This is a genomic window from Nonlabens agnitus, from assembly GCF_002994045.1.
In the GTDB taxonomy this organism is placed as follows: domain Bacteria; phylum Bacteroidota; class Bacteroidia; order Flavobacteriales; family Flavobacteriaceae; genus Nonlabens; species Nonlabens agnitus.
The window spans coordinates 599,070-622,699 of the sequence record NZ_MQUC01000003.1 but is presented as its reverse complement, the minus strand read 5'-3'; the positions used below and the strand labels follow the sequence as shown (position 1 = coordinate 622,699).

Below are 23,630 nucleotides of genomic sequence, written 5' to 3'. Positions count from 1 at the left end.
TTGTGTGGAGTTCGCTTTCGCGAAAGCGTATAAACCTTAAATTTGCAAGCTTTTATAAAAACCGATGACTATGAAAATGAATCCGTGGCATGATGTAAGTTATGGCGAGAATGCTCCAGAAACGGTAACTGGAATTATTGAAATACCAAAGAATACGAGAGCTAAATACGAGCTGGACAAGGAATCTGGAATGTTGATCCTGGATCGCGTGATCTACTCGTCCATGTATTATCCAACCAATTACGGTTTTATACCACGCACTTATTGTGATGACCAGGATCCACTGGATATCCTGGTGCTATCACAAATTGAGATTGTTCCCATGTGTCTGGTTGAGGCAAAAGTCATAGGCGTTATGCAGATGATGGATGGCGGCGAGATGGATGACAAAATTATAGCCGTTGCAGCTAACGACATGAGTGTCGCGCACTTCAATGACGTGTCAGAACTGCCAGAATACTGGAAAAAGGAAATGCGCAATTTCTTTGAAGACTACAAAAAGCTAGAGAACAAAACGGTGGATGTAGAAGATTTCCAGGGACGCGAGAAGGCCATGAAAATTGTACAACAGGCCATCGTGGATTATGAGAAAAAATTCGGCAAGTAATGTTGCGACTCAATAAATTTTGAAGTCTGTTGGAACATAATTTTCAGCAGACTTTTTTTATGAATACCTTGATCAAAACGCTTACTATGAAAAAGTTTTTTAAAGTAGTTCTCAAGCTCATTCTGGCTATAGTTGCCCTAATAGTAATCGCCGGTTTTACCCTTAAATTTGTTTTTGATGAAGATGTTCCTAGCGGGACGAAGGGCGATAGTGCAGATGCGCTAGCTCTCAAAATGCTGGAAGCGATAGATCACGAGGATTATCTCAAAGCTCAAAAAATCACCTGGACCTTTAGGGATAAAAATCATTATGAATGGTATCCACAACAAGATAGTGTTGTGGTACAATGGAATGAGAACAAATTACATCTTTTGACTAAAGATGTTTCTAAAAGCACTGCTTTCGAAAAAGGTAACATGCTACAAGGTGATTCAAAACAAGATGCGATTGAATATGCCTTGAATAATTTCAATAACGATAGTTTCTGGTTAATCGCTCCGCATAAAATCATGGATCCAGGAACGGAACGTGAAATTATTCAAGAAGATGCACAGGAGAAATTACTCGTGAGATACACCAGCGGTGGATCCACGCCTGGAGATGTTTATGTATGGAAACTTGACAAGAATTATCGCCCACAGAATTTTAAAATGTGGGTAAATATTATTCCGTTAGATGGTATTGAGGCTAAATGGGAAGATTGGCAAATGACTGATGCCGGTTTCCCGCTCGCCATGAAAAAATCAGTATTTGGATTTGAAATCCCTATTACTGATGTCTCTGCTCAATAGAGGCAACTTCTTTGCGCACGTTCCAAAGGTTGTAGTAATCCATTGAAAACTTATTGTAGTAAATCCCTATAATCAAGGTAAGCTTGATCACTACTGTATATGAATGTTCCAATGCGCTGGACAGATCGTCCAAATAATGAAACATGAGCATAAAAAAGATACCTATACCGGTTGCCCATTGCAAGGCAGCCTTTGTATAAATGCCTGTCAAAATCATGACAGCTAGGAAAAATTCCATAAACGGAATTATAGGTGTCAAATAGGCTAAAAATTCTACAGAGGAATCTTCAAGATATCCCAAAGCGGTCAACATAAAGTTGTCCATGTCCATCAAACCTATCACAGCATGGATAAGTAGATACAGACCCAAGCCAACCCTAAGCATGGCATAAAGTAAAGTTCGAATATCACTTTTGGGGTAAAATCTACTCATAGACAAGTTTCTTAAATGATTGGTCAGCATGCAAAACTACAAGGATCTACGTAAATCAGTCACGACAGATTTTGCAAACCCAGCACATTACGATGTATCGTTAGATTAATCGATTAAAAGCGAGTCGCCACCTTCATTTAATCGAACTAACATCTGGAAATGAAACAATTAATTTTTTGATAAAACATTATATGGACAGCAAATTGCAATAAGGTAACTTCGCAGAATTGCATGAAAAATATGTCCCAAAACGAAGATTTTATAGAAGTTCAAGGAGCTCGAGTACATAACCTAAAAAACATAGATGTCAACATTCCCAGAGAAAAGCTAGTAGTCATTACCGGACTTTCTGGTTCTGGAAAAAGTTCGTTGGCCTTCGACACCATTTATGCAGAAGGTCAGCGTCGCTACATTGAGACTTTTTCTGCCTATGCACGTCAGTTTCTGGGTGGCCTTGAACGTCCAGACGTTGACAAAATCGATGGCTTATCGCCAGTTATCGCCATTGAGCAAAAAACCACTTCAAAAAGTCCGCGCAGCACCGTTGGTACCATTACAGAAATCTATGATTTCTTGAGACTGTTGTTCGCTCGCGCCAGTGATGCCTATTCGTACAATACGGGTGAGAAAATGGTGAGCTATAGTGACGAGCAAATCAGACAGTTGATTATAGATGATTACACAGGCGACCGCATCAACTTGTTGGCACCGGTGATACGTTCCCGTAAAGGACATTACCGGGAACTGTTTGAACAGATTGCAAAGCAAGGTTTTGTAAAGGTGCGAGTCGACGGTGTGATCGTCGATATAACAAAAGGCATGAAGCTGGATCGATACAAAACGCATGACATAGAAATTGTCATTGACCGCATCCAGGTAGGCACGACAGATGAAGATATCAAACGATTGGATGAATCCATAAAAACCGCCATGTATCATGGGAACGACATTGCGATGGTCGTACCTCAAGGCAGCAAGGATGGACGCTATTTCTCTCGTAATTTGATGTGCCCCACAACTGGGATTTCTTATCCAGAGCCAGAGCCCAACAATTTCTCGTTCAATTCACCTAAAGGCGCCTGCCAAACCTGTAATGGTATAGGAACCTTGTATCAAGTCAATCCTGACAAAATCATACCAGATACCAGTTTGAGTATCAAAAAAGGTGGCCTGGCTCCTTATCCAGACAACAAGAAAAACTGGATCTTCAAGCAACTGGAGCTTATCGCCACAAAATTCGGTTTTAAGCTGACAGATCCTTTGAGTGATGTGCCAGATGAGGCCATCCAGATGATTCTTTACGGCGGCAAAGAGTCGCTCAAGGTAGATTCTAAGGAAATAGGTGTCAAGCGCAGCTACAATATTGATTTTGAAGGCATCGCAAACTTTATAGATCAAACCTATCAAAATAACGATAGCACGAGTCTTGTGCGATGGGCCAAAGAATTTATGGATCGTGTTACCTGTCCTACTTGTGATGGTTCTAGGCTGAGAAAGGAATCTTTGTATTTCAAGGTGAATGAGAAAAACATTGCAGACCTAGCCATGATGGATATCGTGCAGCTGGTCGCGTGGTTTGATGATTTGGAGAGTTCGCTTTCGCGAAAGCAGAAACAAATAGCCACAGAATTATTAAAAGAAATACGGGAACGCCTTCAGTTTTTGCTGGACGTAGGTCTTGATTACTTATCACTTAATAGAAGTGCGAAATCACTTTCTGGTGGTGAAGCGCAACGCATACGACTGGCGACCCAAATAGGTTCGCAGCTCGTGGGCGTGCTTTACATTTTAGATGAGCCTAGTATAGGACTGCACCAGCGTGACAATGAAAAATTGATCAATTCATTGGAATCCCTGCGTGATGTGGGCAATTCGGTCATTGTAGTAGAACACGATAAGGATATGATCGAGCGCGCAGACCACGTGATTGATATTGGACCACGAGCTGGAAAATATGGTGGCGAGGTCATTAGCCAAGGTTCTCCTGCAGAGATCTTGAAACATGATACGGTGACCGCTCAATACCTTAACGGTAAAATGAAAATCGAGATCCCTGAAGAACGTCGCAAAGGCAACGGCAAGAAAATATCCTTAAAGGGCTGTACTGGTAATAATTTAAAGAATGTATCGGTTGATTTTCCTTTGGGAAAAATGATTGTGGTGAGCGGTGTTTCAGGTAGCGGTAAATCCACATTAATTAACGAGACGCTCTACCCTATCATGAACGCGCATTTTTTCAATGGCGTGAAAAAGCCCATGCCTTACAAGTCTATCAAAGGTCTGGACCATTGTGACAAGGTGATTGATATTAACCAAAGCCCTATAGGTAGAACGCCAAGATCAAATCCTGCTACTTACACAAAAACTTTTGACGAGGTTCGATCCCTATTTGCAAAAACTCCAGAGGCGCTCATACGAGGTTACAAACCAGGTCGTTTTAGTTTTAATGTGGTTGGTGGCCGTTGTGAGACCTGTAAAGGTGGTGGCTTGCGTGTGATAGAAATGAATTTCTTACCAGATGTCTATGTGACTTGTGAAACGTGTCAAGGCAAGCGATTCAATAGGGAAACCTTAGAAATTAGATACAAAGGCAAATCGATAAGTGACGTTTTGGAAATGACCATTAATGAAGCGACAGATTTCTTTGAACCTATACCTAAAATCCATCGTAAACTTAAAACTATTAAAGATGTAGGCCTGGGCTACATTACTCTAGGACAACAATCTACCACATTATCTGGTGGAGAGGCACAACGTATCAAGCTGGCAACAGAATTATCAAAGCGTGATACTGGAAATACCTTTTATATCCTAGATGAACCAACGACGGGCTTGCATTTTGAAGATATTAGAGTATTATTACAAGTCCTGAATAAATTAGTAGATAAAGGAAATACCGTTCTGGTCATCGAACATAATATGGATGTTATTAAAATTGCAGACCATATCATTGATATAGGACTAGAAGGTGGTCGCGGTGGTGGCGAGGTGATCGCCACAGGAACACCAGAACAAGTGGCTAAAAACAAAACCAGCCATACCGCTAGATTTTTAAAGAAAGAATTGAAGTAAGCATATGAGAAAAGAGATAAGAGAAAAAGGATGGAATGATTTGAAGACCAACGACAGTTGGGCCACCTTTAAAATACTTTCTGAATTTGTAATGGGATTTGAACGCATGAGCCGCATAGGTCCATGTGTATCCATATTTGGAAGTGCTCGATTAAAACCAGATAATAAATATTACCAACTCGCTACAGAGGTGGCAGAAAAGATTGTAGAAAATGGGTACGGTGTCATCACTGGTGGTGGCCCTGGAATCATGGAAGCTGGTAACAAGGGCGCTCATCTGGCTGGTGGTACATCAGTAGGATTGAACATTGCTTTGCCCTTTGAGCAGCATGACAATCCTTATATTGACAGTGATAAGAGTCTTGATTTTGATTATTTCTTTGCACGCAAGGTCATGTTTGTCAAGTATTCTCAAGGTTTTGTAGTGATGCCTGGAGGTTTTGGTACACTCGACGAACTTTTTGAGGCGATTACTTTGATACAGACTAAAAAGATAGGTCGTTTTCCTATCATCTTGATGGGTTCTGAGTTTTGGGAAGGCCTTATGGACTGGATCAAAGGCACGCTGGATAAAAAGTTCTTTACCGTAAGCCCTGAAGATATTGATCTCTTGCATGTGGTTGACACCAGCGAGGAAGCTGTAGAAATCATCAATAATTTCTACAAGAAATATTCTTTGAGTCCTAACTTTTAATTTTGGATCAGTAATTGATCAACCATTAGCACCCTATATTTCTCAAACGACCTATTGCCCTAACTATCTTAATCGTTTTGCCCTAAATATTTGTATTTGAAACCTTTGAGATTTCTATTTTTATTGATTCCAGTGATTTCGTTTGCTCAAAATCAAACGAAAATCATTGCATTTCTTGATCCAGATAATGACTTATTGGAAATCGAGCAAACGCTAACGGTCACCAATGATTCCAATGAAGATTGGGATCGCGTTGTATTGCTGGATTGGGCCAACTCTTTTAGCTCTAAAGAAACGGCTTTAGCGAATAGGTTTGCAGAAGATTTCAAAAACCGATTCCAATTTGCCAACGATGAGGATCGAGGTAAAACCGTTATTTCAACTGATAATGGTTCAAAGGATTATACCATTCACAGGCTTGATGATCAACAAGACATTGTTGAATTATTACTGGACACACCACTTAAGCCAAAAGAATCCAAAACCTTCGAACTCAAATACAGCGTACAAATTCCCGAAGATGACTTTACCAACTACGGGAAAACCAGTAAAGGTGAGTACAACTTAAAATATTGGTATTTGCATCCAGCAAATTTCGTGGATGGATCTTGGGAATACTATTCTCATAAAGATTTGGATGACTTTTATGGAAAAACGATTGATTTCACGATTTCCTTGCACACGCCTACCAATCTTTTTGCCACCAGCAATGTTCCCTTGACTCTGTATGCACCTACTGGTGTTAGAAACAGCTACTTGTTTGAGGGGAAAAGCTATTCTCAAGCAGATCTGTATTTGAGAAATACCAACGATCAGTTCAAAACTTTTAAGACCAACGATCTTCTGGTTACCACAGATATTAAGGAGGATGATCTAGCTCCAGAAATGAAGCAATTGCTGCTCAACAAAATCACTGGCTTTCTCACTGATAAGCTAGGACCATATCCTCATGATAACCTAGTCGTATCTGATCGCTTTTATCGCGAAAGTCCAGTTTTTGGTCTTAGTTCGCTCCCAGAATTTATAAATCCCTTTCCAGCTGGATTTACCTATGAAGTAAGAATGTTGAAAGCCCTGACGCGCAAATGGCTGGACGAAGGTTTGAAAACAAACCCTCGTGAAGATTATTGGATCGCGAGTTCCATCGCGGTATTTGCTATGATGGATTATCAACAGATCCATTATCCAGACCTTAAAATTGCTGGAAAGTTCAGTAAAGTTTGGGGATTGCGCAGTTTTAATGCTGCAAAATTAGGCTTTAACGATAGGTACGCATTGCTCTTTTTGAACACCTCACGTCTCAACCTCGATCAAGCGATCACAACGCCAGCAGATAGCCTGGTCAAATACAACCAAGAATTAGGTATTCCCTACAAAGCTGGTGTCGGCCTTTTATATCTGGACAATTATTTGCAAGATGACGCATTGGACAAGACGATCAAGGAACTATACGCCGCAAGTTCTTCCAAAACCATTTCTACAGCAGACTTTAGAGGTGTTTTGGACGCATATACAGATCAAGACATCAACTGGTTTTTTGAGGACTATATACGATCACACGTGCGCATGGATTGGAAAATTAGATCCATAAAAAAAGAGGACGATTCCGTTACCGTGAAGCTTAAGAATAAATCGGGTCGAATGTTACCTGTTCCCATCTACACGCTGGACAACGATAGCATCGTGAGTACAAGATGGTTGCCGGCGTTTGCTAGAGATACCGTGGTGACGCTTTCGCGAAAGCGTGCTAATCGTATAGCTCTCAACTACAAACAGCTCATTCCTGAATTTTCGCAACGGGATAATTATAGAACGCTCAAAAGTCTACCAAGTCTAAGTAGACCCTTAAGTTTGAAGTTGTTCAAGGATGTGGAAGACCCTACCAAAACTGAGGTTTTTTTGATACCCGATCTGGGTTACAATCTGTACGACGGTGTGAGCATAGGCGCGCGTTTCTATAACGGTAACTTGTTGCCCAAGCCTTTTAGATACGGTATCAACCCTACTTATGGAACTAACTCTGGAAAGCTGATCGGATCCTTCGGTTTTGCTTATTCCAAACCTATTGAGGACAGATCAGAGCGTTTGTACCAAGTGCGCTATGGCGCTGGCGCAAACACCTATTCCTATGCAGATGACCTGTTATATAGAAGGGTTTCTACGTTCCTAAATCTATCTTACAGACCTGAAGACTTGAGAAGCAACAAGAGGCAAACACTTAGTTTTAGAAATATCTTGGTAAATCGTGATAGAGACGAAAGCAATCCCGTCAATGAACCAGACTACAACGTTTTTAGTATCAACTGGAACCACAGCGACCCTAATCTCAAGAGGTTCTTCTCCTATCGTGTGGGCGCAGAGATTTCTGGGAAATTTGGAAAACTTAATGGTAGTGCAGAATGGCGCAAGCTCTTCAAGGACAATCGCCAGTTGAACTTTAGATTCTACGCCGGCACCTTTTTATATAACGACACTGGAGATTCTGATTTTTTCTCTTTTGCACTAGATCGCCCAACAGATTACCTTTTTGATTACAACTATTACGGTAGATCTGAGGATTCTGGGCTTTTCTCTCAGCAACTCATCGTTGCAGAAGGCGGATTCAAATCCCAGCTAGAGCCTGCTTTTGCAAATCGCTGGATCACGACACTCAATTCATCATACAGCATCTGGAAATACATTTATGCCTATGGTGATGTAGGCTTAGTCAAGAACACTACGGTCGCACCAAAGTTTGTTTACGATAGCGGTATACGTGTGAATTTGCTACAAGATTATTTTGAGCTTTATTTCCCTGTTTATAGCAATAATCGATGGGAAATTGCCCAGCAAGATTATGACCAGAAAATCCGTTTTATCGTGACTTTGGACATCAATACTTTTGTGAATCTTTTCAATCGTCGCTGGTACTAGTTTTATTGTAACTGGAAGAGGGTTTCATTATCTTTGTGGATAAACCATTTTCCACACATGCAAATTGAAGAATCTACGGAACAAGCGCTCCTAAAGGACGATTTTAATAATGAAATTCTAAAAGACTATCGCATAGCGGTTACCAGTCGTGAGTGCAGTCTTTTGGGCCGTCGCGAGGTACTTACCGGTAAGGCCAAGTTTGGGATTTTTGGAGATGGTAAGGAATTACCACAACTCGCCTGGGCGAGAGCCTTTAAAAAAGGTGACTGGCGCAGTGGTTATTATCGTGATCAAACCTTTATGATGGCGATAGGTGAATTAAGCATCGAACAGTTTTTTGCGGGTCTGTATGCTAATACAGACATCAACCAGGAACCTATGAGTGCTGGAAGACAAATGGGTGGCCACTTTACCACGCATAGTTTGAATGAAGACGGTTCATGGAAATCCCTTAAAAATCAGAAAAACTCTAGTCCTGACATTTCTCCTACTGCAGCGCAAATGCCGAGGCTATTAGGGCTTGCACAAGCTTCTAAGGTATTTAGAAACAGTACGGTAATCGCAGAAGACAACCCATTTTCAGATCAGGGAAATGAGGTCGCTTGGGGAACCATAGGTAATGCAAGTACAAGCGAAGGACATTTTTGGGAAACATTCAATGCCGCTGGTGTTTTACAGGTTCCCATGGTGATAAGTGTCTGGGATGATGATTATGGTATTAGTGTTCACGCAAGACATCAAACTACCAAAGAGAATATAAGCAAGATACAAGCTGGATTCCAACGTGATGAAAATGATCCTGGCTATGAGCTTTTTGAAGTAGAAGGATGGAACTATCCAGAATTGGTCGCTACGTATGAGAAAGCTGGTGCCATCGCAAGAGAAGAGCACGTTCCTATCATGATCCATGTGCATGAATTGACGCAACCACAAGGGCATTCTACCAGTGGTTCCCATGAGCGTTACAAGGATGAAGAGCGTCTCAATTGGGAACGTGAACATGATTGTAACAAACAATTCAGAAACTGGATCATAGAAAACGGAATTGCAACTGATGAAGATCTTACAGCTCTAGAAAAAGAGATCAAAAAAGAAGTGCGTGAAGGTAAAAAAGCCGCTTGGGACTCTTATTTAAGACCTATGGTAGGCAAACGTAACGAGGTCATGCCCATACTGGAAGCTATTGCAAACGCTTCTCCAAATAAAAATTTTATTGAGCCTATCATTGCTGACTTAAAAAGTCAGAAAGATTTGATGAGCAAAGAACTTCTGGAAGGTGTGCGCAGTATTTTGAGAATGACGCTTAAAGAGAGCAACGCCCATCTGGACCAAGCTAAACAATGGCTTAAAGATTACATTGAAGAACAACATCATAATTACGGTAGCAAATTATACAGTGACTCAAAATGGTCTGTGTTTAATATTGATCCTGTGACACCTACATATGCAGATGATGCAGAAATGGTAGATGCTCGATTGATCATGCGTGATAATTTTGATGCCTTATTTTCTAAATATCCAGAGATGCTCATCTTTGGTGAAGATGCCGGAACCATAGGTGATGTCAATCAAGGACTGGAAGGCATGCAGGAAAAATATGGTGAGCTTAGAGTATCAGACACGGGTATACGTGAAGCCACGATTTTAGGTCAAGGAATAGGTATGGCCATGCGTGGATTACGCCCTATTGCAGAAATACAGTATCTAGACTACCTACTCTATTGCCTACAGTTGATGAGTGATGACCTCGCTACTGTGCAGTATCGCACCGCTGGTAAACAAAAAGCACCAGTGATCATCCGTACGCGTGGTCACCGATTAGAAGGTATATGGCATAGTGGATCGCCTATGGGCGGCATTATTAATCTAGTTCGTGGTATTCATGTCTTGGTTCCTAGAAACATGACGCAGGCAGCTGGATTCTACAACACCTTAATGGAAGCCGATGAACCTGCTCTTGTTGTAGAGTGCTTAAACGGCTACCGCCTTAAGGAAAAGATGCCAGAAAATCTTGGCGCATTTAAAACACCTATCGGTAAGGTTGAATTGATGAAAGAAGGAACAGATCTCACGATTGTTTCCTACGGATCCACTCTTAGATTAGTGATGGATGCCGCAGAACTTCTACAAACAGTAGAAATTGATGTAGAAGTTATCGACGCACAATCCCTTTTACCATTTGACGTGAGCAATGATATTGTAAAGAGTGTGGAGAAAACCAACAGACTTTTAGTTGTTGATGAAGATGTTCCTGGTGGTGCAAGTGCATATATTCTCAATGAGATCATCAGCAAACAAAATGCGTGGAGATATCTAGACAGCAAGCCGCAATGCCTTACCGCAAAAGAACATCGACCAGCTTATGGAACTGATGGAGATTATTTCTCTAAGCCTAGCGTCGACGACATCTTTGATAGAGTTTATGACATCATGCATGAAGCACGTCCTGATAAATACGTCAAAAACTAGACATGCCTAAAAGTAACGTCCAACCTACCAGCGAGTGGAGAAGAAAACTTCATGAAGTCATTTATGAAGCCGACACGCCTTCTGGTAAGTTGTTTGACGTTATATTATTAATAGTCATCATATTTAGTGTCATACTGGTGTTGCTGGAAAGCGTACCAGCATTGGGCTCTAAGTACTCTGAAGAATTCATTTTTGCAGAATGGATCATCACCATTTTCTTCACGATTGAATACTTTCTGAGGATCATATCTATCAATAAGCCCACAAAATACATTTTCAGTTTTTATGGGATTATTGACTTTCTTTCTACCGTACCGCTATACTTAACCTTCTTACTTCCTGGCGGTTATAATGCACTGTTAGCCGTGCGTTCCTTGCGATTGCTGCGCGTCTTTAGAATATTAAAAATCACCAGATTTATAGGTGAAGCAGACAAGTTGTCCAAAGCGATAAAGTCCAGCCTACCTAAAATTCTTGTCTTTCTATTTGCCGTACTTGTCATTTCCATCATCATGGGAACCCTTATGTATCTGGTAGAAGGTGCAGAAAGCGGTTTCGTAAGCATACCCGTTTCCATTTACTGGTGTATCGTGACCTTGACGACCGTTGGTTTTGGCGATATCGCACCGGTGACGCCCATGGGTCAGTTTCTCGCTACCATCATCATGATTATGGGTTATGGAATTATTGCGGTACCTACCGGTATTGTAAGTGCAGAATATACAACAGGTGTAAAGAGCCAAGCCCCAACGCCAGGTAAAAACCCCAACTACAGACACGTCAACACACAGGTTTGCCAGAACTGCCACGCAAAGAAACATCAAGACGGTGCGAGCTACTGTCATGAATGTGGTTATTCCTTATAGATGTCCACTAAGAAACTCATTACCATCATAGGTCCTACCGCTGTGGGAAAGACTGCTTTGAGTATCGCTTTTGCGAAAGCGTACAAAACACACATCATTTCCTGCGACTCAAGACAGTTCTTCAAGGAAATGACCATAGGCACGGCCGTTCCAGAACCTGAAGAACTAGCTGCGGCACCTCACCACTTCATTCAGAATTTGAGCATTCATGATTCCTATTCCGTTGGTGATTTTGAAAGAGATGCGTTATCTACCCTAGCAGGTTTATTCGCTACCAATGATGTCGTGATCATGGTAGGCGGCAGTGCACTATATGAGAAAGCGGTAACTCATGGACTGGATGAATTCCCAGATGTTCCTGATGAAGTCATTGACACGCTCAATAATGAGCTGGAGCAAGATGGACTTGATAAATTAGTGACAGAATTAAAGGAAATTGACCCAGAATATGCGCTTACGGCAGATCTGGAGAATCCGCGGCGCGTAATAAGGGCTTTAAGTGTTTACCGCGCAAGTGGTAAAACTTACTCCAGTTTTTTGGGTAGAAAAAAGACTGAACGAGATTTTGAAGTAATTAAAGTCGGGCTAGAAGCGCCAAGACCTACTTTGTATGACAGGATCAACCAACGTGTTGATGTCATGCTTGAAAATGGATTACTCGAAGAAGCTAGAGAATTGCTTCCTTACAAAAATTTGACACCTCTTAAAACAGTAGGCTATCAGGAGCTTTTTCCCTATTTTGAAGGTGACTATGGTCTCGATGAAGCGATCAGACTTATCAAAAGAAATTCGAGAAGGTTTGCCAAGCGGCAAATGACATGGTATCGCAAGGATCCAGAGGTAAATTGGTTCTCCTACAACACAAGCCACACAGAGATTGTGCGGCGTGTTGAAGAATTATTTATGGAACCTAAATAAAGTTACTAGTAATCTACTTGATCCTTAACCAATAGACGGAAACCTTCACCGTGTATGTTCACGATTTCAACATTGTCATCTGGCTTAAGATACTTACGCAATTTTGCAATATAAACGTCCATTGATCTTGAAGTGAAGTAGTTATCATCTCTCCAGATCTTAGTCAGCGCAAGCTCACGCGGCATAAGGTCGTTTAAGTGTAAAGCTAGTAATCTAAGAAGTTCATTTTCCTTAGGAGATAGTTTTATAGGCTCTTGATCATTGTAGGATAAAAATCTAAGCTTTGAATTCAAGTGGAAGTTTCCAATCTGGAATTCAAATTCTTTAGAATCAGCAATACTGTCTTGTCCTTTACGTTGAATGATGGCCTTTACTTTCATTAAAAGTACCTCACTATCAAAAGGCTTATTCAGGTAATCGTCTGCTCCTACCTTATAACCTCTCAATACATCTTCTTTCATGGCTTTGGCAGTCAAGAAAACGATCGGCACATCTTCATTCTTTTCACGTATTTCCTTTGCAAGAGTAAACCCATCCTTATAAGGCATCATTACATCTAGAATACAAAGGTCATAGTTGTCCTTTTTAAATTTTTCAAAACCTTCCATACCGTTTTTTGCGTGAACCACGTCAAAATCGTTCATGATAAGGTAGTCTTTCAATACTGTTCCAAAGTTGGGATCGTCCTCGACGAGTAGTATTTTTTTGTTTTCAGTTTCCATAAATATTAATTTAATTGATTGTTCAAACTATAAGCGGCAAGTGTATGGAGAACGTACTTCCCTTTCCTTTTACACTTTGCACAAAAATATCACCATTGTGATCTTCCAAAATTCTTTTAGAATACGCAAGACCTAAACCATGACCTTTGACATTGTGAATGTCTCCAGTGTGCTCCCTAAAAAATTTCTGAAACACCTTACGTTGCGCTGACTTTGCCATCCCAATACCTTGATCTCGTATTTTGATGACAATTTTATTTTTTACGTTTTCAGTATACACGTCGATTACCGGTGCTTCTTCTGTGTATTTTATGGCATTCTCTAAGATGTTTACCAACACATTTGTCATGTGGCTTTCATTACCTAGAACAACCGTTCTAAGAGCTCCTAAATGTGTTTTAATAGTACCATTCTTCTCTTCCAGTAATAATTGTACATGTGAAATACCTTCATCGATAAGATGATTCATGTCAATTCGTTCCTTCTCGATATTCAAGTTATTCTTATCGAGTTTGGAAATTTGTAGAACATTCTCTACCTGACCGTGCATACGTTTATTTTCCTCACGTATCATTCTCAAATAGTTCTTAACCTTTTCGGGATCTGCGGCTATTTTGGGATGTTTCAGAGAATCCAGCGCCAAATTGATCGTCGCAATAGGCGTTTTAAATTCATGGGTCATATTATTGATAAAGTCTGTCTTTATCTGGGAAATCTGACGTTGCTTGAATATTTGACTTACGGCACTTGAATAAGCTACTACAATCACGGTAGTAAAAATTAATGATAACAATGCCATGCCCATTATAGAAGACAAAATGAACTTTTTACGACCTGGTAAACTCAAGTACAAGTAGTAAGGCTCTACGGACTCATTAGAAGTCCTGAAAATGGGATAAACCCAAGTTCCTTCAGGCAAGTATTCGAAATTGTCGGACTGTACTCTCGTCGCAAATCCGTCCTGATAAATAGCAAACTCGAATTTAGCATCTATAGGACTTTTATTTAATTCTTTCGATATCAATTCAGCAATCTCTTCCGCAGAGACCCGTTGCGGTATAGGAAGTATACTGTAATATTCACTCGCTCTTGCTGCTGTAACCTTACGAGCATAATTATCAAATTCAGGATAATTTAAAAAATTATCCTGCAAAGTAGTTGATCCTTTATTGGGCTCAATATCTCCATGTTTAGTGTCAAACAATCTTTTGAAAGTAATACTATCAAGATCGATGTCGGTTAATTGAGGATCTAACTTATAATCATCGTTGAGCGGATTATTGTTTAATCTAGAGTTTTCAAGAAGATTTCTGTTTTGTTGTGCCAGCATTATCTGCCGAAGTTGGGCATCGTTAACATCACCACCTAAAGTGTCTTTCAATGCTTGCTTAGCCATCTGATAATTGGCTATTTCACGGTTTTCCAGATCAGTAGCTACGGCTACCATGGTTTGCTTTACCGCAAATGAAAATTGTTCATCATTATACTGGATACTGTTGGTGATCCAATAAATTTGAACGACTATAATCCCTATTAAGGACAGACTCATTAAGCTAATGAGAATGTAAAGTAACTTCTTTTGCACTCTGCAAATTTAACATTTAGAAAAACTGTTAATTAGGCTTTAACCCAACATTAACTTAGCTTAAAATGAGATTATCCGTTTTATTTTAACATAATATCTTGTATATTTTTTACAAATTGATCAATTAGTTGAATTTCTTCATTTATTACTATAAAATCAGCCTTCTCTAAACGTTGTTGATCACTCCATTGATTTTGTAGCCGTTGCCTTACATCTCCTAGAGTACTGCCATCTCTTTTCATGACTCTAGCGATGCGATCCTCTTCCTTGGACCATACCACGATTACCTCATCACAAAGCGCGTCACCACCACTTTCAAAAAGTATGGCTGCTTCGTACACAATATATTCCGTATTTTGTTTTGATAGCCATTCCTGAAAATCCTGACGCACCAAAGGATGTAAAATATTATTCAATTGCTCCAGAAGCGTTTTGTCACTAAATACCTGCGATGCAATCCATTTTTTGTTGGCAACGTATTGATTGTCTTGGTCCTTCGAATAGGCCGCTTCTCCTAATAACGAGGTTACTTGTACAATAGCTTTAGGATGCTGCGAGAGGATTCGCTTGGAAGCATCGTCTGCAATATAGACAGGCACACCCAACTTTTGAAAAGATCGGGCAACCGTGCTTTTACCGCTTCCTATGCCACCTGTGAGCCCGACGATTTTCATTGAATCACCAGAATTTGAACAAATTGTGGCTGGACTCGAGCCGTATTTATTTTTTCATTGTCGTAAGTCAGTACCGGCACTACAGTAGCTTCATCATTTTGCAAATCATCAATATCAACGGTAACCTTAAAATCGGTCTTATCAATACTATCGTAATCCACTAGCTTGCTTATGAATATTACTGTAACCATGTCTGGAATCACTTTAACCGTGCCGTCTACTGGCCTGTTATTGACCGTTACAGGTATCTTGAAACTTCCTTCTGTCATCTCTGCAGCTCTAACCGTATAAGTAACTTCAGCAGGATCGATTTTTAAATCAGGATACAATGCGTTGAGAATAATAGTTTTGGAAACCAAACTATCACCAACGGTGAAGTCGTCAATCTTGACCTTAAGCACCTTCAATTCTTTAATCAACTCATCATTTCCCGTGATTTTGACCTGCTCTACATCAAAACTACTGGCGCCATATTCCTTATAGCTTCCTTCAAAATTAATCTTGAAATCTTTTTCAAGAGGAAGTTCTTTGGATGCAAATTGCTGATAAGCCATGGTAATTGGGTTTGCCTCAACTTCCAGAATATCAACACCATCACCCAGTGCTCTATCTATTGCTGTACGTGCAAGTTCTGGATTGAAAACTAGGTTGCCTTTATTGGTTTTGACCATGGCTTTAAAATCAAGCGGTACCATCATATCTTCATAGTGCAGCCACAACAATCTAAAGCCACTGGATTTAATCTTGATGGGAACTTTCACGTTTCTGGCAGAGTCTGACAGCTCTACATCCACAGGTACGTTATTCCACTCGATGGCAACTTCTACGTATTCTTCATAGGTATTGTTGTATCTAAACAAAAACCATAACACTGCAGCAGCGATGGTAAATGCTATGAAGAGGAAAAACGTACGGTAATTTGATCTAGACATTATTCAAAAAATAAGTAGGGAAAGGCATCACGTTCCTCGTTTTTTAGAATACCAATTTGAATATAACTATTTAAAAATCCTAAACCATATCCAGCAAACTGAATCAAGACCGCGATGATACTCATGACACCTACGACAAATCCATTATCAAGGCTGGAACCCACTAAAATTAGTGACCCATAAAGAGCCAGTGGCAACAGTAAAAGCGGTACACCTAAAATCGCAAACACTACAGCCACGCACACATAGATCAAAAATAAGGTAGGGAACCAATAGGTAATTTTCCTGCTGCCAGGATGCCATTTGTTGAGTATGACTCGTACTTTCCCAAATTTGTTGACTTGCTTATAAAAAAGCTTCCAAGAAATTCGGCGCTCATGATACACAAAGGCGTCTGCAAAAAGTGCGGTTTCAAAACCTAAATTCCATAACCTCATGGTTAGATCTGGATCCTCACCAGGATGAATGGTCCTAAATCCACCCGAAGCTTCAAATGCCTTACGGCTCAATCCCATATTGAAACTGCGCGGCTGGAACTTTCCCGTGGTCTCGTTCCCACCACGTATGCCGCCAGTGGTCAAGGTAGACGTCATGGAGTAATTGATCGCCTTTTGCAGGTTTGTAAAACTCTCATGAGCCGCGTCGGGACCACCGTAACATTCCACAAACTCGCGTTCTAGGTGAGCGTGAACTTTTTGAAGGTAATCTTTAGGAACAATGCAGTCACTATCCAGTATGATAAAATAGTTTCCGCCGGCACGCTGCATACCGTAATTGCGACTATCGCCTGGCCCTGTATTTTGCTTGCTTAGGTAGTTGATGTTTACGCTTTCGCGAAAGCGAGAACACACCACATCACTCGCCACCGTTGATCCGTCTTCTATGACAACGACTTCAAAACCATTTTTATATTGGACAAGACTCAAACTCTCCAGCAGTTTTTCAAGCTCTGCCGGCCGGTTGAAAACGGGAACGATAAATGAGAATTTTAAGTCTTTCATGTAATTAAAAAAGGCTGTCTAAAACAGCCTTTTGATGGTATTAAATCGTCGTTGGACTAGAATTTTTCTATAACCTCTTGACTCACGCCGGTGTTGGAGAAACCACCATCGTGAAATAGGTTTTGCATGGTTACCTTCTTGGTATAATCAGAGAATAGGGTCACCGTATATTCTGCACAATCTTGAGCAGTTGCGTTTCCTAATGGGCTCATTTTTTCTGCATAACTCAAGAATCCTTCAAATCCTTTCACGCCGCTTCCTGCGGTAGTAGGTGTAGGTGATTGAGAGATTGTATTGACACGAACTTTTTTGTCCTTGCCAAAGAAGTAGCCAAAACTGCGCGCGATGCTTTCCAGATAAGCCTTATTGTCTGCCATATCATTATAGTCAGGAAAGGTGCGCTGTGCCGCCATATAGGTCAACGCGACAATGCTACCCCATTCATTCATCGCATCATTCTTGTGAAGCGTTTGCATCACTTTATGGAAGGATACGGCGCTGACGTCCCAACCTTTTTCAGTCCAGGCATAGTTCTGGTCTGTGTAGTGTTTTCCCTTACGTACATTGACTGACATACCTATGGAGTGCAATACAAAATCCAACTTGCCGCCTAAAATCTCTACAGATTTATTCACGAGGTTTTCAAGATCCTCGACACTTGTAGCATCTGCAGGGATGATCTCGCTGCCTGTTTCTTCTGCCAATTTATTGATCTCGCCCATGCGCATAGCGACTGGAGCATTAGTTAAAACAAAAGTAGCACCTTCTTCATGAGCCAGCTTTGCTGTTTTCCATGCTATGGAGTTTTCATCAAGCGCGCCAAAAATAATTCCGCGTTTTCCTTTAAGTAAGTTGTAAGACATAAGTTCGTTATATGTGACAAATATAAAATTATCTATTGAAGTAGAATGCGTGCATTTTCCCTTGCCGCATCAGAAATGCTGCCACCACTGAGCATCTGTGCAATCTCCTCTACTCTAGCACTTTCTGACAATCGTTCTATGACAGAGACGGTTCTATCGCCTTCATTTCTCTTGCGAACGATAAGGTGGTCGTCACCAGCACTGGCGATTTGTGGTAAGTGTGTAATGGTAATCACCTGCATCGCAGTTGCCATTTGCTTCATGATGATGGCCATTTTTTCTGCGATGGAACCGCTTACACCTGTATCAATTTCATCAAAAATGATGGTAGGCATTTGTTTACATCTGGAAAGCAAGGCTTTTATGGAAAGCATCAATCTGGAAAGTTCACCACCAGAAGCTGCTTTATCCAGCGCCAGTAATGGTGTACCTCTATTTGCAGTAAAGGCAAACTCAACGATATCCTTTCCGTTGGCAGTAAAGGTATCTACTTGTAATAAACGTACTTCAAACTGGGCGTCTTTCATGCCCAGTGAGCGAACAGTTTCCGCTATTTGGGCTTCCAGATCGGTTTTGTGTTTGGTTCTCAATTCATGTAATTCAGTCGCTAATTGATCCAGAGCTTTAGTTTTGGAGGCGACTAGAGTTTCCATGTTTTTGATCTTGCCATCAATGTTTTGGGAAGAAAGCACCTTGTCCGCGAGGTCGTCCCTCAATTTTATGAGATCTTCCACATTGTCTAGTTGATGTTTGCGATATAAGTTATCCAGCAAGGCCAGTTTGACATTTATAAATTCCAAACGCTCTGGATCAACATCTACTTGATCTTTCAAAGCTTCTGCCTCAGTGGCAATATCTTCCAACTCTACAAGTACCGAAGTCAATCGTTCGTTTAATTCAAGATATTTAGGCGAGAACCCTTTAATGGCTTTAAGGTGTGTATTGACCTCACGCAATTCATCAAGCATACCACTATCTTCTGTAGTGATTTTGTGTTCCAGCATGCCTAAGGCTTCTGTAATCTGCTCTACATTGCTCAACTGCTCATTTTCTTGCTCGAGTTCTTCTTGATTCAAACCGTCAATTTGGGCTTCTTCAAGTTCGTTCAATAAAAAGGTATTATAATCCAGTTCTCTAGATAAGGCTGCCTGATTTTCTTTTAAGGAACCCAGTTGCTTGATCAGGCTTTTGTATTCTTTCAATTCTGATCTATAGGATTTTAGGACCTCATCACCAGATCGTTTCTCGTTCTTTGTCTGCTCGTTCACAAAGGCGTTCATAGTCTCCATCTGGAATTGATCAGTAGCCAACTGCAGTGTTTGATGTTGGGAATGGATATCAATTAATTGAGCGCCTATACTGCTCACAACATTTAAGGTAACTGGTGTGTCATTGATGAACGACCTGCTTTTTCCCGAAGGTAAAATTTCACGCCTTATGATGGTGACTTCTTGATAATCTAGATCTTCAGTTTCGAAAAACGACTTCAGATTTAATCTTGAAATATCAAAATGAGCCTCGACCACGCATTTTGCAGAGGTATCTCTAATCGCAGACAAATCTGCACGCTTACCGGTAACTAAACCCAGAGCACCCAGAATAATAGATTTACCAGCACCAGTCTCACCTGTAATCATGGTAAGACCGTTACTTATATCAAGATCCAATTGATCTATGAGCGCGTAATTTTGTATGTGTATTTCTTTAAGCAATTAAGAAACAGTTGTTTAAATAATTAAAAAGGCAACCATAATGGTTGCCTAAATCTAGTGAAAATGAGTTCCTTGAACAAAGTGATTACACTTTAATCGCACGCCATTTTGTATTCTGATTAGGTGCTAATTTTTGCAGGGATTCTTTGAGCTCTGCGATGTTTACCGTTGGTCCATCACTATAAATATCCTTGATCTCGTCAGACTTTGCATCAAAGAAAGTACGTTGCAATAAACTGTTGGGCCTACGTTGATTCATCGCTTCAAACTTCAAAATATAAGTTTGAAGATTTTGCTTTGTCTCTTTTGCATTAAGCGCAAATTGATCCAACCCGTTCAAATGGTAGTCGTACATCACCTCACGATACTCTTTGAAGGTATCAGATAACAAATCGCTATTCAAACGATATCTGGAAACACGACCATTTCCATCACCAGGGTTCCAACCTATGTTGCGGGACGATTGGGCAAGATTGACGATATCCTGTGCCTGTTCATGAAATTGCTGGCCACCTTTGAGCTCAAACGTATCTGCATGAATTCCCAAAATTGTGTACACGTAAAAAGTAATTAAGCTATTCAGGTTGCTCTCAAACTGATTTGCATTATAGAATAACGGCGCGTTCTCGATGTATTCAAAGCTTATGTCGTTGTCCTTATAATTAAAAATGGTAGATGTATAGGTAGAATTATAAACCGGTCTAGACACTGACAACTGGAAATTGCCTTGGAACCTATTGTTGTCAAAATTACTCACCACAAAAATAAGAGCACCATCGATGCGCTCTTCATCTGCCACCTCACGGTCGGTCCATTTGGTATTATTTATAAATTCCTGCAGGGAATTTTCTAAGGTTCTAAAAATCGTTCGGTCTGGCTGCGCAATGTTTTGAGCATTCACCTGGACCGTCATATTAAATTCTTGGGCACTTGCGGCAAAGCCAGCAATGAGCACCAAAAAAGTAAATGTTCTATGAAGTACGTTTGACAATTTCATCGACAATATCTTTAGCTACCAATTGTTTCGATTTCACTGGAAATTTCTCTGAATTTCCGTTCTTATCGATCATGGTTATTTTATTCGTATCCGTCCCAAATCCAGCACCTTCATCATTCATGGAGTTTAATATGAGCAAATCGGTGTTTTTCTTTTTCGCTTTCGCGAAAGCGTGCTCTATTTCATTCTCTGTCTCCAGAGCAAACCCTACCAAAAACGGACGATTCTCCATTACTCCTACACTCGCTAAAATATCGGGATTTTTGACCAGTTCTAAAGTTAACGTATCAGAACTCTTTTTTATTTTCTGACCTGCTGGAATGGCTGGTTTATAATCTGCAACAGCAGCACTAAAAACCGCATAATCCTTACCTGAAATATGTTTATGCACGGCATCATACATTTCCTGTGCGCTGGTCACATCGATGCGCTGGATCAAATCATGTTCACCGGTTAGCGAGGTTGGACCTATAATTAAAGTTACTTCTGCACCACGGTTAGCTAAATCCATAGCGATGGCCATGCCCATTTTACCGGTACTGTGATTGCCTATGTATCTTACGGGATCAATCGCTTCATGGGTAGGTCCAGCGGTGATGAGGCAGGTTTTACAACGCAACGGCTGTTCCTTGAGTAATTGCTGTTCTACAAAGTGCACTATTTCTTCTGGTTCTGCCATACGCCCTTTGCCAGATAGTCCACTCGCCAACTCACCATCGCCAGCAGGAATCATGTGGTTGCCATAACTAGCCAGTTTCTCAAAATTTTGTGTGGTTGAAGGATGTTTGTACATATCCAGATCCATTGCCGGAGCAAAGTATACGGGACATTTAGCACTGGTATAAACTGCTAGCAAGAGATTGTCCACGGTGCCATTGACCATCTTGCTCATTGTATTTGCCGTACATGGTGCGATGATCATCAAGTCTGCCCAGAGACCTAGTTCCACATGGTTGTTCCACAAGTCATTCTCATCATCTTCATTAGTAAATGAGGACAACACTGGATTTTTTGAAAGCGTACTTAAGGACAGTGGCGTGACAAAATCCCTGGCAGATGGTGTCATTACCACTTTAACAGAAACGCCTGCTTTTACAAGCAGGCGCGTCAAATAAGTTGTTTTGTAAGCAGCGATACCACCAGTTACTCCTAGCAATACCTTTTTACCACTCAATATACTCATAGAATCTATTCTGAAACTCCAGTATCTCTGTGGTAGATCTTACCATCCATCCATTCCTGTACTGCAATGGAATGTGGTTTAGGCAAACGCTCATAGAATTTAGAAACCTCAATTTGCTCTTTGTTCTCAAAAATTTCTTCTAGAGAATCGTTGTAGGTAGCAAACTCTTCCAGCTTCTCAATCAATTCTTCCTTGATGTCAGTATTGATTTGCTCTGCGCGTTTTGCAATGATAGAAATCGCTTCATACATATTACCTGTAGGAGCCGTCAATAGGTCTCTATCATAGGTAATGCTCGTATTGGGTGCTTTAAGATTTTTAGTATCCATAGTAAATAGTGTTCTTAATTATTGTAACTGTTGATTTTCTCCAACAATTCGTCTGCCTGTTCCTTGTATTCACTGTTAGGGAAACGGGCTGCAAAGGTATCATAATATTCTTTAGCAACCTCAAGTCTTTCAGGAATTAAGACTGCAAAACTTTTGATGGCATAGGAATATTGTGAGTCCAAAAGATAAAATGCTGCATCATCCTGAAATTCAGATCCTGGATGGTCGATGATGAAGTTCTCAAAAGAGGCAATTGCAGCGGTATAACCACCACGTGAAAACGGCGCTCTTTTATGATAATTCTTTGCAATTTCGTACGCCTTTTTATCCAGCTTGAATTGCATCTCATCTACCAGTTTGTTAGCCTCTGGCAGATATTCTCCATTAGGATACACATTGATGTAATCTTGGAATTTTGCAAGCGCCCTTTGGGTGGGCTCTTGATCCTTAGAATAGATCGGTGCCATTTCATAGAGGCTTTTCCCTATCATGAATGTCGCATATTCTCTATAAGGATCTGACACATAACTTTTTCTATAGGTTTCAAATTGATAACCGCTTTCTGGATAACGTCGATCTTCATATAATGCATTGGCATATTTAAGAGCCACTGGCGCTGCACTGTCTGTACCTCTGTAAGCAGGAACTGCTTGCTCCAGTAAGTTGATGGCCTTAGAATATTTTTCGGCAGCGATTAGAGAATCTGCTACTCGCACCTTGAGCTGATTATCTGTCGACTTTAATGCCTTTTGATAATTAGAGCAACCTATTAGAGAAAGGACGATTAATAATAGCACCGTTGTTTGTTTCATTGTTGTTGTTTAAACTGCAAGTAAGCCATTCCGTTGATTGGCTTTTGCATTTACATG

20 protein-coding genes are annotated in these 23,630 nt (G+C 40.6%); 8 read left to right on the top strand and 12 right to left on the bottom strand.

Annotated elements, in window-relative coordinates:
• Window positions 1–70: 70 nt before the first annotated feature.
• The gene (locus BST86_RS03075; RefSeq protein ID WP_197275400.1) at window positions 71–607 is read left to right on the top strand and encodes an inorganic diphosphatase; all 537 of its coding nucleotides are present in this window, start codon (window positions 71–73) and stop codon (window positions 605–607) included.
• Between the two features lie 86 nt (window positions 608–693).
• Window positions 694–1,398 carry a hypothetical protein gene (locus BST86_RS03070; protein WP_172443304.1) on the top strand — a complete coding sequence of 235 codons (705 nt, stop codon included), beginning with the start codon at window positions 694–696 and terminating at the stop codon, window positions 1,396–1,398.
• On the opposite strand, the gene BST86_RS03065 is transcribed toward BST86_RS03070, so the two are convergent.
• The gene (locus BST86_RS03065) at window positions 1,376–1,831 is read right to left on the bottom strand and encodes a hypothetical protein (protein WP_105981971.1); all 456 of its coding nucleotides are present in this window, start codon (window positions 1,829–1,831) and stop codon (window positions 1,376–1,378) included. The two genes, BST86_RS03070 and BST86_RS03065, sit on opposite strands and share 23 nt — an antisense overlap.
• 240 nt (window positions 1,832–2,071) lie before the next feature.
• Here BST86_RS03065 and uvrA point away from each other — a divergent pair, with 240 nt between their 5' ends.
• The 6 genes from uvrA (at window position 2,072) to miaA (ending at window position 12,763) form a co-directional block, all read left to right on the top strand.
• Complete coding sequence (uvrA, locus tag BST86_RS03060) at window positions 2,072–4,903, top strand: excinuclease ABC subunit UvrA (protein ID WP_105983927.1); 2,832 nt, start codon at window positions 2,072–2,074, stop codon at window positions 4,901–4,903.
• Between the two features lie 4 nt (window positions 4,904–4,907).
• Entirely contained in the window at window positions 4,908–5,597 is a 690-nt protein-coding gene (locus BST86_RS03055) for an LOG family protein (protein ID WP_105981970.1), read from the top strand.
• 105 nt (window positions 5,598–5,702) lie between these two features.
• Window positions 5,703–8,510: a gluzincin family metallopeptidase gene (locus BST86_RS03050; RefSeq protein ID WP_242446446.1), complete on the top strand. Its 2,808-nt coding sequence runs from the start codon at window positions 5,703–5,705 to the stop codon at window positions 8,508–8,510.
• Window positions 8,511–8,567: 57 nt separating this feature from the next.
• The gene (locus BST86_RS03045; RefSeq protein WP_105981968.1) at window positions 8,568–10,979 is read left to right on the top strand and encodes an alpha-ketoacid dehydrogenase subunit alpha/beta; all 2,412 of its coding nucleotides are present in this window, start codon (window positions 8,568–8,570) and stop codon (window positions 10,977–10,979) included.
• A gap of 2 nt (window positions 10,980–10,981) precedes the next feature.
• Window positions 10,982–11,845 carry an ion transporter gene (locus tag BST86_RS03040; RefSeq protein WP_105981967.1) on the top strand — a complete coding sequence of 288 codons (864 nt, stop codon included), beginning with the start codon at window positions 10,982–10,984 and terminating at the stop codon, window positions 11,843–11,845.
• Complete coding sequence (miaA, locus tag BST86_RS03035) at window positions 11,846–12,763, top strand: tRNA (adenosine(37)-N6)-dimethylallyltransferase MiaA (RefSeq protein WP_105981966.1); 918 nt, start codon at window positions 11,846–11,848, stop codon at window positions 12,761–12,763.
• 5 nt (window positions 12,764–12,768) lie between these two features.
• On the opposite strand, the gene BST86_RS03030 is transcribed toward miaA, so the two are convergent.
• From BST86_RS03030 to BST86_RS02980, 11 genes are all read right to left on the bottom strand, one after another.
• A complete protein-coding gene (locus tag BST86_RS03030) occupies window positions 12,769–13,485 on the bottom strand; it encodes a response regulator transcription factor (protein WP_041496414.1) in 717 nt (238 codons plus the stop codon).
• A gap of 22 nt (window positions 13,486–13,507) precedes the next feature.
• Complete coding sequence (locus BST86_RS03025; protein ID WP_105981965.1) at window positions 13,508–15,034, bottom strand: sensor histidine kinase; 1,527 nt, start codon at window positions 15,032–15,034, stop codon at window positions 13,508–13,510.
• Between the two features lie 116 nt (window positions 15,035–15,150).
• Window positions 15,151–15,744: a dephospho-CoA kinase gene (gene coaE / locus BST86_RS03020; RefSeq protein WP_105981964.1), complete on the bottom strand. Its 594-nt coding sequence runs from the start codon at window positions 15,742–15,744 to the stop codon at window positions 15,151–15,153.
• A complete protein-coding gene (locus tag BST86_RS03015) occupies window positions 15,741–16,676 on the bottom strand; it encodes a YbbR-like domain-containing protein (RefSeq protein ID WP_105981963.1) in 936 nt (311 codons plus the stop codon). The genes coaE and BST86_RS03015 overlap by 4 nt, the downstream gene beginning before the upstream one ends.
• Window positions 16,676–17,677 carry a glycosyltransferase family 2 protein gene (locus BST86_RS03010; RefSeq protein WP_105981962.1) on the bottom strand — a complete coding sequence of 334 codons (1,002 nt, stop codon included), beginning with the start codon at window positions 17,675–17,677 and terminating at the stop codon, window positions 16,676–16,678. The genes BST86_RS03015 and BST86_RS03010 overlap by 1 nt, the downstream gene beginning before the upstream one ends.
• A 56-nt stretch (window positions 17,678–17,733) precedes the next feature.
• Window positions 17,734–18,540 carry an enoyl-ACP reductase FabI gene (locus BST86_RS03005; protein WP_055412389.1) on the bottom strand — a complete coding sequence of 269 codons (807 nt, stop codon included), beginning with the start codon at window positions 18,538–18,540 and terminating at the stop codon, window positions 17,734–17,736.
• A 32-nt stretch (window positions 18,541–18,572) separates the two neighbouring features.
• A complete protein-coding gene (recN, locus tag BST86_RS03000; protein WP_105981961.1) occupies window positions 18,573–20,252 on the bottom strand; it encodes a DNA repair protein RecN in 1,680 nt (559 codons plus the stop codon).
• Between the two features lie 85 nt (window positions 20,253–20,337).
• The gene (gene porD, locus BST86_RS02995; protein ID WP_105981960.1) at window positions 20,338–21,249 is read right to left on the bottom strand and encodes a type IX secretion system protein PorD; all 912 of its coding nucleotides are present in this window, start codon (window positions 21,247–21,249) and stop codon (window positions 20,338–20,340) included.
• Entirely contained in the window at window positions 21,224–22,432 is a 1,209-nt protein-coding gene (gene coaBC / locus BST86_RS02990) for a bifunctional phosphopantothenoylcysteine decarboxylase/phosphopantothenate--cysteine ligase CoaBC (RefSeq protein WP_105981959.1), read from the bottom strand. Before coaBC ends, porD begins: the two co-directional genes overlap by 26 nt.
• Window positions 22,433–22,437: 5 nt before the next feature.
• Window positions 22,438–22,761 carry a DNA-directed RNA polymerase subunit omega gene (locus BST86_RS02985; RefSeq protein ID WP_055412385.1) on the bottom strand — a complete coding sequence of 108 codons (324 nt, stop codon included), beginning with the start codon at window positions 22,759–22,761 and terminating at the stop codon, window positions 22,438–22,440.
• 14 nt (window positions 22,762–22,775) lie between these two features.
• On the bottom strand, window positions 22,776–23,573 hold the full coding sequence (locus tag BST86_RS02980) for an outer membrane protein assembly factor BamD (protein ID WP_105981958.1): 798 nt from the start codon (window positions 23,571–23,573) through the stop codon (window positions 22,776–22,778).
• Between the last annotated feature and the right edge of the window lie 57 nt (window positions 23,574–23,630).

Coding starts and splice junctions, on each gene's coding strand:
- BST86_RS03065 (WP_105981971.1), bottom strand. CDS start 1,831: ATGAGTAGATTTTACCCCAAAAGTGATATTCGAACTTTACTTTATGCC.
- BST86_RS03005 (WP_055412389.1), bottom strand. CDS start 18,540: ATGTCTTACAACTTACTTAAAGGAAAACGCGGAATTATTTTTGGCGCG.
- coaE (WP_105981964.1), bottom strand. CDS start 15,744: ATGAAAATCGTCGGGCTCACAGGTGGCATAGGAAGCGGTAAAAGCACG.
- BST86_RS03040 (WP_105981967.1), top strand. CDS start 10,982: ATGCCTAAAAGTAACGTCCAACCTACCAGCGAGTGGAGAAGAAAACTT.
- BST86_RS03010 (WP_105981962.1), bottom strand. CDS start 17,677: ATGAAAGACTTAAAATTCTCATTTATCGTTCCCGTTTTCAACCGGCCG.
- BST86_RS03055 (WP_105981970.1), top strand. CDS start 4,908: ATGAGAAAAGAGATAAGAGAAAAAGGATGGAATGATTTGAAGACCAAC.
- BST86_RS03070 (WP_172443304.1), top strand. CDS start 694: ATGAAAAAGTTTTTTAAAGTAGTTCTCAAGCTCATTCTGGCTATAGTT.
- BST86_RS03075 (WP_197275400.1), top strand. CDS start 71: ATGAAAATGAATCCGTGGCATGATGTAAGTTATGGCGAGAATGCTCCA.
- BST86_RS03015 (WP_105981963.1), bottom strand. CDS start 16,676: ATGTCTAGATCAAATTACCGTACGTTTTTCCTCTTCATAGCATTTACC.
- miaA (WP_105981966.1), top strand. CDS start 11,846: ATGTCCACTAAGAAACTCATTACCATCATAGGTCCTACCGCTGTGGGA.
- BST86_RS03045 (WP_105981968.1), top strand. CDS start 8,568: ATGCAAATTGAAGAATCTACGGAACAAGCGCTCCTAAAGGACGATTTT.
- uvrA (WP_105983927.1), top strand. CDS start 2,072: ATGTCCCAAAACGAAGATTTTATAGAAGTTCAAGGAGCTCGAGTACAT.
- BST86_RS03030 (WP_041496414.1), bottom strand. CDS start 13,485: ATGGAAACTGAAAACAAAAAAATACTACTCGTCGAGGACGATCCCAAC.
- porD (WP_105981960.1), bottom strand. CDS start 21,249: ATGAAATTGTCAAACGTACTTCATAGAACATTTACTTTTTTGGTGCTC.
- BST86_RS02980 (WP_105981958.1), bottom strand. CDS start 23,573: ATGAAACAAACAACGGTGCTATTATTAATCGTCCTTTCTCTAATAGGT.
- coaBC (WP_105981959.1), bottom strand. CDS start 22,432: ATGAGTATATTGAGTGGTAAAAAGGTATTGCTAGGAGTAACTGGTGGT.
- BST86_RS02985 (WP_055412385.1), bottom strand. CDS start 22,761: ATGGATACTAAAAATCTTAAAGCACCCAATACGAGCATTACCTATGAT.
- BST86_RS03025 (WP_105981965.1), bottom strand. CDS start 15,034: ATGAGTCTGTCCTTAATAGGGATTATAGTCGTTCAAATTTATTGGATC.